General features: G+C 63.4%; 17 protein-coding genes. 9 read left to right on the top strand and 8 right to left on the bottom strand.

The features are described 5' to 3' along the window. Positions 1-70: 70 nt before the first annotated feature. Positions 71-742, top strand: a complete 672-nt coding sequence (locus tag ACW73L_RS03790) for a DUF2062 domain-containing protein (RefSeq protein ID WP_498920084.1) — start codon at positions 71-73, stop codon at positions 740-742. Here ACW73L_RS03790 and lolD read toward each other — a convergent pair. From lolD to fur, 3 genes are read right to left on the bottom strand one after another with little or no spacing between them, the layout of a single operon-like run. Next, complete coding sequence (lolD, locus tag ACW73L_RS03795) at positions 739-1,413, bottom strand: lipoprotein-releasing ABC transporter ATP-binding protein LolD (protein WP_129884413.1); 675 nt, start codon at positions 1,411-1,413, stop codon at positions 739-741. The two genes, ACW73L_RS03790 and lolD, sit on opposite strands and share 4 nt — an antisense overlap. After that, on the bottom strand, positions 1,406-2,653 hold the full coding sequence (locus ACW73L_RS03800; protein ID WP_498920085.1) for a lipoprotein-releasing ABC transporter permease subunit: 1,248 nt from the start codon (positions 2,651-2,653) through the stop codon (positions 1,406-1,408). The genes lolD and ACW73L_RS03800 overlap by 8 nt, the downstream gene beginning before the upstream one ends. 44 nt (positions 2,654-2,697) lie before the next feature. Next, positions 2,698-3,129 carry a ferric iron uptake transcriptional regulator gene (fur, locus tag ACW73L_RS03805; RefSeq protein WP_139558294.1) on the bottom strand — a complete coding sequence of 144 codons (432 nt, stop codon included), beginning with the start codon at positions 3,127-3,129 and terminating at the stop codon, positions 2,698-2,700. Positions 3,130-3,256: 127 nt separating this feature from the next. Between fur and ACW73L_RS03810 the strand changes: the two genes are divergently transcribed. Continuing rightward, positions 3,257-3,667, top strand: a complete 411-nt coding sequence (locus tag ACW73L_RS03810; protein ID WP_498920086.1) for an outer membrane protein assembly factor BamE — start codon at positions 3,257-3,259, stop codon at positions 3,665-3,667. On the opposite strand, the gene ACW73L_RS03815 is transcribed toward ACW73L_RS03810, so the two are convergent. Beyond that, positions 3,664-3,942, bottom strand: coding sequence for an RnfH family protein (locus ACW73L_RS03815; RefSeq protein WP_498920226.1), 279 nt, complete (start codon positions 3,940-3,942; stop codon positions 3,664-3,666). The genes ACW73L_RS03810 and ACW73L_RS03815 overlap by 4 nt on opposite strands. A gap of 17 nt (positions 3,943-3,959) precedes the next feature. Continuing rightward, positions 3,960-5,318, bottom strand: coding sequence for a sodium-dependent transporter (locus tag ACW73L_RS03820; protein ID WP_498920087.1), 1,359 nt, complete (start codon positions 5,316-5,318; stop codon positions 3,960-3,962). Positions 5,319-5,440: 122 nt separating this feature from the next. On the opposite strand from ACW73L_RS03820, the gene smpB reads away from it, so the two are divergent. The 6 genes from smpB to ACW73L_RS03850 all read left to right on the top strand — a co-directional run bounded on the left by smpB (position 5,441) and on the right by ACW73L_RS03850 (position 10,740). Then, positions 5,441-5,920, top strand: coding sequence for an SsrA-binding protein SmpB (gene smpB, locus ACW73L_RS03825; protein WP_129884488.1), 480 nt, complete (start codon positions 5,441-5,443; stop codon positions 5,918-5,920). A gap of 301 nt (positions 5,921-6,221) precedes the next feature. Further along, positions 6,222-7,430: a D-alanyl-D-alanine carboxypeptidase family protein gene (locus tag ACW73L_RS03830; protein WP_498920088.1), complete on the top strand. Its 1,209-nt coding sequence runs from the start codon at positions 6,222-6,224 to the stop codon at positions 7,428-7,430. A gap of 5 nt (positions 7,431-7,435) precedes the next feature. Continuing rightward, complete coding sequence (locus ACW73L_RS03835) at positions 7,436-8,575, top strand: AI-2E family transporter (protein ID WP_498920089.1); 1,140 nt, start codon at positions 7,436-7,438, stop codon at positions 8,573-8,575. Positions 8,576-8,612: 37 nt separating this feature from the next. Beyond that, the gene (locus tag ACW73L_RS03840; RefSeq protein WP_498920090.1) at positions 8,613-9,755 is read left to right on the top strand and encodes a response regulator; all 1,143 of its coding nucleotides are present in this window, start codon (positions 8,613-8,615) and stop codon (positions 9,753-9,755) included. A gap of 115 nt (positions 9,756-9,870) precedes the next feature. After that, positions 9,871-10,314, top strand: a complete 444-nt coding sequence (locus tag ACW73L_RS03845; RefSeq protein ID WP_498920091.1) for a cupredoxin domain-containing protein — start codon at positions 9,871-9,873, stop codon at positions 10,312-10,314. A 159-nt stretch (positions 10,315-10,473) separates the two neighbouring features. After that, positions 10,474-10,740, top strand: coding sequence for a DUF4404 family protein (locus ACW73L_RS03850; RefSeq protein WP_129884422.1), 267 nt, complete (start codon positions 10,474-10,476; stop codon positions 10,738-10,740). A 3-nt stretch (positions 10,741-10,743) separates the two neighbouring features. Here ACW73L_RS03850 and mtgA read toward each other — a convergent pair whose 3' ends face one another. After that, positions 10,744-11,448, bottom strand: coding sequence for a monofunctional biosynthetic peptidoglycan transglycosylase (gene mtgA, locus ACW73L_RS03855; protein ID WP_498920092.1), 705 nt, complete (start codon positions 11,446-11,448; stop codon positions 10,744-10,746). 115 nt (positions 11,449-11,563) lie between these two features. On the opposite strand from mtgA, the gene ACW73L_RS03860 reads away from it, so the two are divergent. Beyond that, positions 11,564-12,184 (top strand): DUF4136 domain-containing protein, encoded by a 621-nt coding sequence (locus ACW73L_RS03860; protein ID WP_498920093.1) that lies wholly within the window; start codon positions 11,564-11,566, stop codon positions 12,182-12,184. Between the two features lie 15 nt (positions 12,185-12,199). Here the strand turns inward: ACW73L_RS03860 and ACW73L_RS03865 are convergent, their stop codons facing one another. After that, complete coding sequence (locus ACW73L_RS03865) at positions 12,200-12,763, bottom strand: CDP-alcohol phosphatidyltransferase family protein (protein ID WP_498920094.1); 564 nt, start codon at positions 12,761-12,763, stop codon at positions 12,200-12,202. Further along, positions 12,751-13,779: a DUF8605 domain-containing protein gene (locus ACW73L_RS03870; RefSeq protein ID WP_498920095.1), complete on the bottom strand. Its 1,029-nt coding sequence runs from the start codon at positions 13,777-13,779 to the stop codon at positions 12,751-12,753. Before ACW73L_RS03870 ends, ACW73L_RS03865 begins: the two co-directional genes overlap by 13 nt. Between the last annotated feature and the right edge of the window lie 145 nt (positions 13,780-13,924).

The raw sequence follows: 13,924 nt of genomic DNA on the forward strand, positions 1-13,924 counted from the left end.
TTTCGGAATCGTAGAATGGCGCCCGCTGAAGAATAAATAACGCTCGCCCGAATTTCACCGACTGCCCGCCATGCCGAAGTCGTTTCTCAAGCGGTACCTGCCGGATCCGCACAAGGTCACCGAGATCAAGGCCTTGCGGTTCCTCGGGGAAAAACTGCACCGGCCCAATCTGTGGCATCTGAATCGACGCTCGGTGTCACGCGCTTTCGGCGTAGGCCTGTGGGCGATGTGGACCCCGCCGCTGCCGTGGCAGCAAATCATCGCCGCCGCCCTGGCAATCTACTTCGACGCCAACCTGCCGATCGCGGTGGCCCTGGTCTGGATCACGAATCCGCTGACCTGGGGGCCGCTGTACTACGTTGCGTATTGGGTCGGCACGCTGGTCATGGGTCAGCCCTCGTTCGGCTTCAGCGACTTTACCCAATCCTTCACGATCGACAAGGTCTGGGATCTGGGCGCACCGTTCCTGGTCGGCTGCTTCACGCTAATGAATGTCTTTGGCGTGCTGGGGTATTTCGGTATCCGCTACCTGTGGCGGAAGTCGGTGCTCCACCAGTGGGAACTCCGCAAAGTCCGGCGCACCGGTCTGAGCACGCTGTTGCTGACGCGGGAAACTCCGGCATCGTATGCAAAGCTGCTCCGCCACCTCGAACATCACGCGGAACTCGAGGCCAGACATGCCGCCGCGGCGGCAAGCGAGCAGTCCGCGACGGCCCGCAGCCGGAAAACGGGTTCCGCTTAGACGATGCGGCCGTCTTCCAACTGAAAGGTGTGATCCATCCGCTTGGCTAAAGCGGGATCGTGCGTGACGACCAGGAAACTGACCTGGTATTCGGCGTTCAATTCCAGCATCAATTCATAGACGCGCTCGGCTGTCTTGCGGTCGAGATTGCCGGTCGGTTCATCCGCCAGCACGCATTTCGGACGTGTGACCAATGCTCGCGCCACGGCCGCGCGCTGCCGCTCCCCGCCTGACAGTTCACCCGGTTTGTGCTCAACACGCTGCGCAAGTCCCACGCGTTCGAGGATCCGGGCTGAACGCTCGCGCGCCTCGCCCAGACCGACACCGCCGATCAGCAACGGCATCGCGACGTTTTCCAGCAGGGTGAACTCGCCCAGCAAGTGATGGAACTGGTAGACAAAGCCGAGCGCGCGATTGCGCAGCGCAGCGATGCGGGGCTCACTGAGGGTCGACAAATCCTCGCCATCGAGCACGATCTGGCCGCTGCTCGGCGCATCCAGTCCGCCCAACAGGTGCAGCAGCGTGCTCTTGCCCGAACCGGACGCGCCCATGATCGCGGCCCGCTGGCCGCGCTCGATGCGCAGACTCACGCCCTGCAGCACGTCGACGTTGAGATTGCCCTGTTCGAAACGCTTGTGCACATCGCGGCACTCCAGCACGGCCTCACTCATAGCGCAGCTCCTCGGCCGGCCGGATGCGCGACGCCTGCCAGGCCGGATAAATCGTCGCCAGCAGCGACAGCGCGAAGGCCATCGCGGTGATCTGTGCGACATCGCTCCACAGCAGCTTCGATGGCAGGTCGCTGATGTAATACACGTCGGCCGACAGGAAATGCACGCCGAACAGGCGCTCGATGGCCGGCACGATCGTCTCGACGTTCAGCGCGAGCAACACGCCACCGATACCGCCGAGCAAGGCGCCCGCCGCACCGATGACGGTACCCAGCACGATGAAGATGCCCATCACCGACAGCGGCGTCATACCCTGCGTTCGCAGAATCGCGATATCAGCCTTCTTGTCGGTAACCACCATCACCAGCGTCGAGACGATATTGAAGGCGGCCACCGCGACGATCAGCAGCAGGATGATGAACATCACGCGTTTTTCGGTCTGGATCGCCCGGAAGAAGTTGCTGTGCGCCTGCGTCCAGTCCGAGATGTAGTAGTTGCCGTTCAGCTTCGGACCCAGGTCGCGCACCAGTCGCTGCGCCAGAAAGACGTCATCCAGCCGCAGCCGCAGACCCGATACGTTGCCTTCCATCTGAAACAGCCGGCCTGCGTCCTGCAGATCGATCAGCGCCAGATTGCGGTCGTATTCGTACATACCGACCTGGAAGGTCCCGACGACGGTGAAGCGCTTCAGTCGCGGCAGGATGCCGGCCGGTGTCGCGGTGACTTGCGGCGTGATGACGGTGATCTTGTCGCCGGGACCGACACCGAGGTAGTGAGCCAGTTCCAATCCCAGGATGATGCCGAACTCGCCGGGCTTGAGGTCGCTCAGCCGGCCATCGACCATATGGCTGGTCACCTCGGACACCCGCGGCTCGTAATCGGCCAGTATGCCGCGCAACATGACCCCGCTGACGCGCCGGTCGAAGTTGATCATCGCCTGACCCTCGGTGTAAGGCGCCCAACCCTCGATGTGCGGCTCGGTCTTCAGCACCGGCTCCAGCACGGGCCAGTCAGCTAGCTGCCCCTGATCGCCGCTGATCGAGGCGTGCGAGGTCATGCCGAGGATGCGCTCCCGCAGTTCGGCCTCGAAGCCGTTCATGACCGACAGCACGGTGATCAGGGCCGTGACGCCCAGCGCGATGCCGAGGACCGACGTCAGCGTAATGAACGAAATGAAGCGCGTGCGTCGTTTGGCGCGCGTGTAGCGCAGCCCGATAAACAGGATCAGGGGTCTGAACATGGACGAGAGGGGGGCCGTTCCTTGCGGGCGCCGGGCCGGAAAGACTAGTCTTCCGGCGGCGCCTCCTGACACCGGGCGCAGATGCCATAGAGGCACAGCGAGTGTTCGGTGAGTTGAAAATTGAGTTGCGTCGCGATTTCCCGCTGGCGTTCTTCGATGACCGGATCCGCAAATTCCTGCACCTGACCGCACCGGACGCAGACCAGGTGGTCGTGGTGATCGCCGCGGTTCAGCTCGAAGACTGAGTTGCCGCCCTCGAAATGGTGGCGCTTGACCAGTCCCGCGGCCTCGAACTGGGTCAGCACGCGGTAAACTGTCGCGAGCCCGATTTCTTCGCCCTGCGACAGCATAAACTTGTATACTTCTTCGGCCGTCAGGTGCCGCTCTGCGTCACTTCTCTTCTCGAGCAGTTCCAGGATCTTGATCCGCGGCAGCGTGACCTTCAGCCCGGCATTTCGAATGTCTTGGGTTTCCACTTCGAACCTTCTCGGAACGCTGACTACCGTGCGAACCGGTGCGTCACCGTCCGCGCGCCTGTGATTTGAGTCCAATCATCATACCATGCCGACGGCTCGCCCATTTAAGTTGCTGTGTGTGTTCACTGTGTTGCTTGCTAGCTGCTCCCTGGACCGCATCCCGCTGGTAAACCGCCCCGACATCAACCAGGGCAACATCGTCTCGCAGGAGATGGTCAACCAGTTGCGGCCGGGCATGAACCGCCGTCAGGTCACCTACCTGCTCGGCAGCCCGCTGCTGACCGATCCGCTCCATGACAATCGGTGGGATTACATCTATTCGACCGAGCCGAATGGCGGCAAGCGCGAGGAGCGGCGGATCACGCTGGTATTCGAGCGCGACCAATTGATTCAGCTGGAGGGCGATTTTCGGCCCGGCGCGATGGTGGAGGCGAATGCCACCAAAGACTCGACGATCTACATCCCCAAAATCGAACGGGACCAGACCATCTGGCAGAAAATCACCGGACTGTTCGACGTCGGCGACCTGGACGACTAGCGCTGCGTCTGCGCCCGCGCGCGCTTACGGCGCAAATCCTGTGGTGCGGCGCACAGCGGCCGGTAGATCTCGATCCGGTCCCCCGGCTGGACCGCGCGCTCCAGCTCGGCGAGCTTGCCGAAGATCCCGACCTTGTTCGCGCTCAACGAGATTTCCGGGCAGCGTTCCAGCAGGCCCGATTGCCGTATCGCCTGTTCGATCGTGCTTGCCGCAATGACTTCCACCGGGATGAGGAATTGCTTGTCCGGGGTCGCGTAACAGACCTCGACCCCCACCCGCAGCGCTTCGCTCATCAAACGATGCCGATCGCGCGCAGGAACACCAGCCCGACGCCGGCCGGCGCAATGTAGCGGATCAGGAACTGCCAGACCCGATAACCCGACCCCTCGCCCATTTCCAGCTCGGCTTCGCTGTCGGCAGGCCGCATGACCCAGCCCGCAAACACCGCGACCAAGACGCCGCCGACGGGCAACATCAGATCCGAGGTCAGGAAGTCGATCAATTCGAAGAAATTCTTGCCGAACCAGGTGTATCCGGCCCAGTCGTTGAACGAGAAGATCGTGCCCAGGCCGATCAGCCAGCACGTGGCGCCGCTCCAGAAGGCGGCCGCGGAACGGCTCATCCCTCGGTTCTCGGACAGCCACGCGACGGCCGGCTCGATCAACGCGATCGACGAGGTGATCGCCGCAAAGAACATCAGCACGAAGAACAATGCGCCGACGGTCGCGCCGGCCGGCATCTGGCCGAAGGCGACGGGCAAGGTCTGAAAGATCAGGCCCTCGCCCATCGTCGGTGCCAGGTGGTTCGCGAACACGATGGGGAAAATGGCGACACCGGCCAGCAGCGCGACGATGGTGTCGGCCGCGGCAACGAACAGCGAAGCGCGTGCGATGGATACGTGGGAGGGCAGATAGGAGCCGTAAACCATGATCGCGCCCATGCCCAGCCCCAATGAGAAGAAGGCTTGCCCCATCGCCGCCAGGACGCCTTCCCCGCCGAGGCGCGAGAAGTCCGGCTTGAACAGGAACGCCATACCCTGACCGAAACCGCCGGTGGTCATCGCGTAAGCGTCGAGCCCGAGCAGCATCACGAAGAGCAAGGGCATCAGATAGCGCGTCCACTTCTCCAGCCCGGCGCTGACGCCCATGCTGACGATCGCCATCGTTGCGGTCATGAACAGCGTGTGCCAGATGAACTGAAGCTGCGACGAGCCCTGGAGTTCGCGGAATACCTCGCCGGCCTTCGCGGCGTCGCTGTGGCTGAACATGCCGCTGCTCATCTTCGGGATGTAAGCCATCGCCCAGCCCGCGATGACGCTGTAGTACGACAGAATCAAAAAGCCGGCCAGCACGCCCACCCAACCCACGTAGTGCCACAACGGACTGGCCTTCGCTTCATCCGCGAGCGCTAGCATCGTATTGATCGGACTCTGTCGACCACGCCGGCCGAGCATGGTCTCCGCCATCATGATCGGCACGCCAAGGGCCGCAACGCACAGCAGGTAGACCAGCACGAAGGCTCCGCCGCCGTTGTCCCCGGTCAGGTACGGAAACTTCCAGATGTTCCCGAGACCGATCGCCGAACCGCTAGCCGCGAGTATGAAGGCCATCCGCGAGGACCATTGGGTGTGCACCCGCCGAGCATCTGTCATGAGAGTTTCCGTCGTGCGAAGAACGCCCGCGCCGGGGTCGGATCGAGAGGACCCGCACCGATGACGCGCCAGGCAGTAAAATGACCGCCAAGAATACCAAAACGCATTCCGACTGTTCCACGATGGGCAAACCCTCCAACGACAAAGCCAAAGCCAATCCTTCGATTGCCGTCAATCGCCAGGCCACCCACGAATTTTTCATTGAAGAGCGCTTCGAGGCCGGCCTGGCCCTGGAGGGTTGGGAAGTGAAGAGCCTTCGCGCCGGTCGCGCGCAGCTCAAGGAAGCCTACGTGACGCTGAAGAACGGTGAAGCGTGGCTGCTCGGCGCGCATATCTCGCCACTGGCCTCGGCCTCCACGCATATCGATCCGGACCCGACGCGGACCCGGAAACTGCTGCTGCACAAGCACGAGCTCAACCGACTGATCGGCAACGTGGAGCGCAAGGGATACACTTTGATCCCATTGGCTTTATACTGGTCCAAGGGTCGTGCCAAGCTCGAAATAGGGCTCGCCAAAGGCAAGAAACTGCACGACAAGCGGGCCTCTGAGAAAGATCGGGATTGGGCGCGCGAAAAGCAGCGTGTCATGAAGCAGCGATGAGCCGCAGGGCCACCTCGCCCTACCGGCGCTCGCCAGTGAACCGGTCCCGCGGAACCCAGTTCAATTTCGACCCCTACGAGCCCAATCAGCAGTGCACACCCGGCGAACCATCGGTTTCGGCTTTCTCGCCAGCAACTTGCCTGCCGTGCGTTGTGCCCACAAAACTCCATGCCCAGGGCTTTCGCCCGGGAAACCCTCGTTCCATCATCGACTGCATGACGGACTCGCCAAGAGGCCTGGTCTGGTCGACTGCCCCATTCAATAACCCGTGGAAACTTCTGACTTTTCTTTGACCCCGGCCATGCGCAAACTGACTGGCCTGTTCTTGGCGACCCTCCTATGCCTGTTCGCGGGGAACGACGCCCGGGCCAGAGCCTATTCGGCCCTGGTCGCGGAGGTGGAATCGGAGCGGGTCCTCTATCAGGAGGAACCGCACGAACTGCGCCACCCGGCGTCGTTGACGAAGATGATGACGCTCTACATGGTGTTCGATGCACTGTCGCGCGGAAAAATCTCGCTGAACGACCAGTTGTGGGCTTCGCGCCACTGCACCTCGCGCCCGCCGTCAAAACTTGGGCTCAAGGTCGGCGAATCGATCACCGTAGAACAGGGCATCCTGGCGCTGGTGACCCAATCGGCCAATGACGCCGCGAGTGCCATCGCCGAAGGCCTGGCCGGCTCGGAAGAGGCCTTTGCCAGCATCATGACGCGCAAGGCTCACCAGCTGGGTATGCGCAATACCGTTTTCCGCAATGCATCGGGATTACCCGACCCACAGCAAGTGACGACCGCTTGGGACATGTGGCGGCTCGGCAAGGCCTTGATCAAGGAATTTCCTCAGCATTACCGTTATTTCTCGACGCGCTATTTTGACTTTCGCGGCCGTTCGTTCGACAACCACAATCACCTGATGGAGCGGTACTACGGCCTGGACGGAATCAAGACCGGCTTCATCAACTCCTCCGGCTTCAATCTCGTCGCCTCGGCGCGGCGCGATGGACATCGCCTGATCGGGGTGGTGTTCGGTGGCCCCAGCGCCCGCAAGCGCGATGACCACATGGCGGAGCTGCTGGACGATGGCTTTGCGCAACTCGACGGGCTGCCGGCCCGGCAGTATCTGACAACGCTTGAGGCTTTCTCCCCAGCAGCCTCGGTGCTGCGGCGGCCGGAGGAAACGCGGTCGGCGTTGCTCGAGCGATATCCCGCGGCCGAGGAGCTACTCGAACGCCGTCCCCGCACGACGGCCGACACGCGCAAGGCGCAGGACTGGCAGATCCGCCTGGGTGAGTTCCCGCAGGAGGAGGCCGCCGAGTTGCAGTTGAACAAGGTACGGAAATACGCCCCGGGGACTTACCGACAGGCCCGCATCAACATTCGAAGCCGTCGCAGCGGCGGGCGCATGCTCTACACCGCCTACCTCAGCGGGATGAGCCGCAACGCGGCCGAGCAGACCTGCCAGGTTCTCAAGCGCAACGGCATCGTCTGCGCGCTGACACCTGCCAGCGGCTGACCCGGATGGACGTTACCGGCATTAGTCCGGGCGAACCGGTACCCACGGCACCGCGTACAGCGTTTCCGTGGTTGATCCTCACCGCCGCGGCCGGCCTGGGCTGGCTGATCTACCTGTTGGTGCCGATTCTGACGCCCTTCGTGACGGGCGCTGCGCTCGCCTATCTAAGCGACCCCATAGCCGACCGCCTGGAGCGACTCCGGCTGCCGCGCACAGCGGCCGTAATCATCGTCTTCCTGCTGCTGTCGGTCGCCATAGGTACCTTTCTATTCTTGCTGGTGCCGGCACTCGAAGCGCAGCTCGACCGTTTCTTCGACAACCTGCCGCAACTCCTGCGCTGGATCAAGACGCGCGTCATACCCTGGCTGCACATGGAATTCGGGATCGACATCCCGCTGCGCAACCTGGAAGACATCACCGCGCTGCTGAACCGGCACTGGGACTCTGCCGGCGGCACTGCGAAGTATGTCCTGGGCTCGCTGAGCCGATCAGGAATGGCGGTCGTCGGATGGGTGGCGAACCTGGTCCTGATTCCGGTCGTGACTTTTTATCTGCTGCGGGACTGGGACACGCTGGTCGCCCACCTGCACCGGCTCCTGCCGCAACGCTATGCCGGAACGGCCGCCAAGCTCGTCACGGAGGCCGATGCCGTGCTGAGCGCGTTCATGCGCGGACAACTCTCCGTGATGCTGGCACTGGGCATCATCTATGCGACGGGGCTTTCTCTGGTCGGCCTCGATCTGGCATTCCTGATCGGGCTGCTGGCCGGTATGGTCAGTTTCATTCCCTACGCCGGAACCCTGGTCGGAATCGTAGCCGCGTGCATTGCCGCCCTGGTGCAGTTCGGGGATGCGTCATCGCTACTGCCCGTGCTGGCGGTGTTCGCAGTCGGGCAGGCAGCCGAAGGAATGCTGCTGACGCCCTTGCTGGTGGGCGAGCGCGTGGGCCTGCATCCCGTTGCCGTGATCTTCTCGGTCCTTGCCGGGGGTCAACTGTTCGGCTTTCTCGGCGTCCTGCTGGCGCTACCGATCGCCTCCGTCGTGATGGTCCTGCTGCGGCACGTGCATGAACTCTACAAGGACAGCGACTTCTACGGCAGACCTCCGGCCAAGGCGGCGCAGGATGCGGCGGAGACCAGCGACTGATGGCAGGGACAGCTCCCACCTCCGGCGACGAATCCGTATGAATGCTCAGCCGCCCGTCGTGCTCATCGTCGACGACGTACCCGAGAACCTCAGCGTTCTTGGTGCGCTGCTGCAACCGCGCTACCTCGTCCGCGCCGCCACCAACGGGGCGAACGCGTTGCGGATCGCCGCGTCGGCCCCGTCTCCCGATTTGATCCTGCTCGACGTGATGATGCCCGAAATGGACGGCTATGCCGTGCTCGAGCGCCTGCGCAGCGATGCGGCGACACGCGACATACCGGTCATGTTCGTCACGGCGCTCGACAGTATGGAGGACGAAGAATCCGGTCTCGACCTAGGGGCGGTCGACTACCTGACGAAGCCGCTGAAGCCGGCGATCGTGCTGGCCAGGGTCCGGACGCATATCGAGCTGAAGCAGGCCCGCGACCGACTGGAGGCACAAAAGCAGTCGCTCGAACTGGAAGTCGAGCGTCGGATGGGCGAAAACCACCTGATCCAGGATGTCAGCATCCATGCCCTCGCGCGACTGGCCGAAACCCGCGACAAGGAAACCGGCAACCATCTGCGGCGCACGCAGGCCTACGTGCGGGCCCTGGCCCGGCAACTCCGGTTTCATCCGAAGTTCCAGCAGTTCCTCAGCGACCGCACCATCGACCTGATGGTTAAGTCGGCGCCCTTGCACGATATCGGGAAGGTCGGCATTCCCGACCACATTCTGCTGAAGGAAGGCCCGCTGACGCCGGCCGAATGGGAAATCATGAAGACGCATACCTACCTTGGCTGCGATGCACTCGCGCACGCCGAGCAGGATGCCGAGAACCCGGTGGAGTTCCTGGCGCTGGCCAAGGAGATTACCCGGAGTCACCACGAACGCTGGGATGGTTCGGGGTATCCGGACGCACTCGCGGGAGAAAGCATCCCCATTTCGGCCCGCCTGATGGCCGTGGCCGACGTGTTCGACGCCCTGATGTGCCGTCGTCCCTACAAGCAGCCGATTCCGCCGGACGAAGTGCGGCGAATGATCGTCAGCGAGAGCGGCCGCCAATTCGATCCCGACATCACGGAGGCCTTCGACCTCCTGTTCGATGAACTGAACGGCATCGCGCAGCGCTTCGCCGACCCCGCACCAACGGACGACCGCGGGATCCGCGATCTCGGACTCAACGGCAGCGGCGCGTGACGGGCCCATGCGAGCCGCCTCGCGCGCCGATCCTGGCGATCGGCCGCCACGGCCCTTAACCTTTCCACACCGCCGCCGGCGCGCCACGCAATGGCGGTAGACGGGAGTTCAAGCGATGCTGACCGCATTCAGGATATTGATGTTGCTCGCGGCTGCCTTGACGGCGGAAGCCGCGGGCGCGGAGACCATCGTGGTCAAGGCGCAGGGGATCAAGTTCGTGCCCGACGTCTTCCGGGCAAATGTCGGCGACGTGATCGCGTTTCGCAGCATGTCCGCGCACTCCGTCGAGAGCGTGCCGGGCATGTGGCCGGAAGGCGCGCCCGAATTGCGCTCGACCGTGAATGCAGACCATGACTATCTGGTGGAGCGCGAGGGGCTGTACGTCTTCCGCTGCCCGACCCATTGGGGCGGGCGCATGGGCGCCGTGATGGCTGTCGGCGATCCGGCCGCACTGACCGGAAAGATTGCGGAATACGAGAAGCTCTCCGCGGATGACAAGTCCGTCAAGGCCGCGAGCCCGCTGTTGAAAAAATTTCGCGAGCGCATGGGACTCAAGTGACGCCGCGAACCCGCCGGGCCCGGGACCTACAGCCCTGACCCGGCCGGGGCCGACGTCAAGCTATCCAAGCTCCGGGACTGCGGTTAACATTCCTCCGGGCCGACTGGCTGCGCCGTGTCCGGCCCAGAGGATAACGCCAACATCGAGGTTTTCGACGACATGACAGACAAAGAGATTGTCCAGGCACTGGCCGATTTGCGGGCCGAAATCGAGCACCTGGATCAGGCGGACAGCCCCACCGGCGAGCGTCTGGAGGAACTGGTCGGTCGACTGGAGCAGCAACTAACTTCGGCCGAACTGGGGCAACACCAGTTGCATCTGGTGGATGACATCAAGGATGCGATCACCGAGTTTGAAGTGGAACACCCGCGCCTGACCGGCATTCTGAATGACATCATGGTCGCCTTGAGCAATCTCGGCATCTGAACGTCACTGCACCCGGTGGAGATAGCCGGATCCTCCGAGTTGGCGCATCTGCCGCAGGATCCAGGCGGCCCGCGCCCGCACGAAGCGGCTGGGTCGGCGCACCGTCAGGACCTGTGGATTGGGCAGGACGGCGGCCAGCAAGGCGGCTTCGTTCGCCGTCAGATCGCGGGATGCCTTGTTGAAATACGCCTCGCTGGCGGCCTCGGCCCCGAACACTCCGTCGCCGAATTCGGCGATGTTCAGATAGGTTTCGAGAATCCGCCGCTTGGGCCACAGCACTTCGAGCAGCAGCGTAAAGTAAGCCTCCGCACCTTTGCGAAGATAGCTGCGGCTCGGGCTCAAAAAGAGGTTCTTGGCAAGCTGCTGGGAAAGCGTACTACCGCCGCGGATCCGCGCATGCGCGCGATTGTGCCGCCAGGCACTGCGCAGCGCCGCCAGATCGAAACCCCAATGCTCCGGAAAATGCTGATCCTCGGCTGCGATCACGGCCAGTGCCAACTGGGGCGAAATCGAGTTGAGATCGGTCCAGCGATAACGCACCCGGGCGTCAACATGGCCCGTGGTAACGGCCCGCGCCTCAGCCCGCAACATGAAGGCGCTGGTCGAAGGAGGCAGCCAGCGCAATTCGACGATAGGGCCCAGACTCGACAGCAACGCGATCAGCAGCAGCCGAGACAAGCGCCGCTTCCAGCTTGACCGAGCTTGCATGCGACGGGCGCCCTCCGTGATTCTGCGTCTGGAGTTCCAACGGTTCGGACAGTTCTCGGCGCCAGCGTGCAGGTGCGGCCCACGGCATGCCGTGACGCGGTAGGATAACACTGCCATGAATCAGGCGCCCGGATCCGCAGCCCGTCTCCCCGTCGGTATCGCCGCCGCTGTCGTCGGCCTGCTTCTGGCTGCGTGCTCGACTCTCAAGGTCAGCGTCGACTACGACCCCAACGCGCCGTTCGCAACGCTGCGAACCTACCGCTGGAAACCCGAGGCCCAGCAGAAGGCCGGCGATACCCTGATCGACACCGACACGCTGTTGCAGCAGCGGATCATGGGCGCGGTCGAGGCGGAGCTGGCTCGGAAAGGCTACGCGAACGTCGCGGAGCGACCGGATTTCCTAGTCGGATTCTATTTTTCGCGGCAACGCCAGCTGCGGGAAGACAGCTACTTCTATCCGAGCTACGGCGGTTACTTCGGCAGCCCGTTCTACGGGTATTGGGGCGGTTGGTACTATCCCGGTTACCCGGGTTACGGGGGTGCCTACGTACGGGAGATCGAAGAAGGACTGCTGGCCGTGGACATCGTCTCCCCCACGAACGGGCGGCTGCTCTGGCGAGGCAAAACCAAAGATATCCTCCGCTTCGAGGACACACCGGAAAACCGCCTGCGCCGCATTCAGAAGGCCGTGGCAGCTTTGCTGGAAGACTTTCCGCCCGACGTGACGGGGCGCTGAAGCTAAAGGCGAGTGCTAGGCAGGCCCTTCGTGACGCCAGTAACTCCGCCCCCACAGCAGTACATACTGCGCCCCGCTGGCTACCGTCGTGAACAGCGTCCCGTAGATCATCGCGTCCAACCCCCAGGACGGCAGCGGGTGTAGACCCTGGTCGAACAACAGCGCGACGACCAGACTCAGCTGGAGGAGTGTGTTGAGTTTGCTGATCAACAGCGGTCGTCCCTCATACGGGCCCGAGAGCCGATAGTAGGCGATCGCACCTGAGACGATGACCAGATCACGCAGCACGATCGCTCCGACCAGCCAGAGCGGGGCGAGTCCCTTCAGCCCCAGCGTCACATAGCAACTGACCAGCAGCAGCTTGTCGGCGATCGGGTCGAGAAAGGACCCAAGCCGGCTTTGCCAGTGGAAGTATTTGGCCAGAAAGCCGTCGATCGCATCGGAAACGCCGGCCAGAATGAACAGTCCCAGGGCCCAGTCGAAACGTCCGGCCGTCATCGTCAGGATCACGGGACCGACCAGCACGATCCGGAAGAACGTGATCAGATTCGGGATGTCCCGTACGCTCAAGGGACCCATCGGTAGACCTTGGCGCCCGCCGATCCGGGCTCTGCGGCAGGCCGGAGGCGGCGGCTCTCGGCCAACAATTGGTGAAAGGCCTGCGCGCTGCCGCCGACCTGCACGCGCCAGGACACGGCACTGGCATCGGCGCTCGCCCACTCGGCGCTGCGCACCGCCGGCAACCCGCGCAGATAGCGGCCGCAGGCTTCCCCCTCGGCCATGGAGCCGATGCCCTCGACCCGGATCTCCAGCGTGGCCCCCGTGCGACCGGCCGGGGCATAGAGCCGGACCAGCCGTCCGAAAGCGCCGTCCACGGCACCCGCAAGCGCTTCCTCGCTGCCCATCGCCCCCTGCGTCCACTCCGCCGTCTGGCCGGGCCCCACGAAACGCCAGCGCGACTCCCATTCGAAATCGCCCGACGGCACCAGCGTGCCGATCAACGCTACCTCCGTCTCGTAGCGCCAGATGGCATCGCGGATCCGAGGGAGATTGACGGTATCGATGTCGGCGGAATTCAGATTTGTCTGATCGGTCAGGTCGAGTAGTGGCAGTATCACCGGCACGCGGTGCTTCGCAGCGGCCTTCTGGAGCGCAGACATCAACGCACCGCCATCCTCCGCGCCGATGAAGCGCGGCGTCGCCCCGTCCATGATCCGGAGCCAGACCAACAGTTCGGGACGCCCGTCACCCAAGATCCCGAAACCGGCATGCGCCAGGGCTTCGTCCACCTGTTCGCGGTCGAAGCGGACTTCCAGCGTTCCCGCGGCGCCCGGTTCGCCCGAGTGGTATTCATATTGATCGACATAGGCCGCGGATTGCCCCAGCACGGACTCGCCAGCCTTGCCATGCAAATCCTCGGGAGCGATGACTCGCTCCAGTATTTGCGACAGGGCGCGGCGAATATCCCCAGCGCGTGCCTTGTCGTCACGCGCGCCGACCGTCACGGTCTCCACGTACAGAGCGGGTGACTCCTCGGCCTCGCAAACGCGCACGACCGACAACAGAATCACCGCGACCGAGGTCAGGCGAGGCATCAGCAAAGCTCCGTGAGGCGTCAAGAAGCGGTAAAATAGCACAATCGCAGGCAGTGGCCGCGGGGTCGCGCGCAGCGGAATCGGGGTGCCCATCACGCCTCCCGGCCTCGAATACCCTAGCCGGCATGGCGCTGGATGGCACCGG

This window comes from Methylolobus aquaticus, assembly GCF_054172105.1.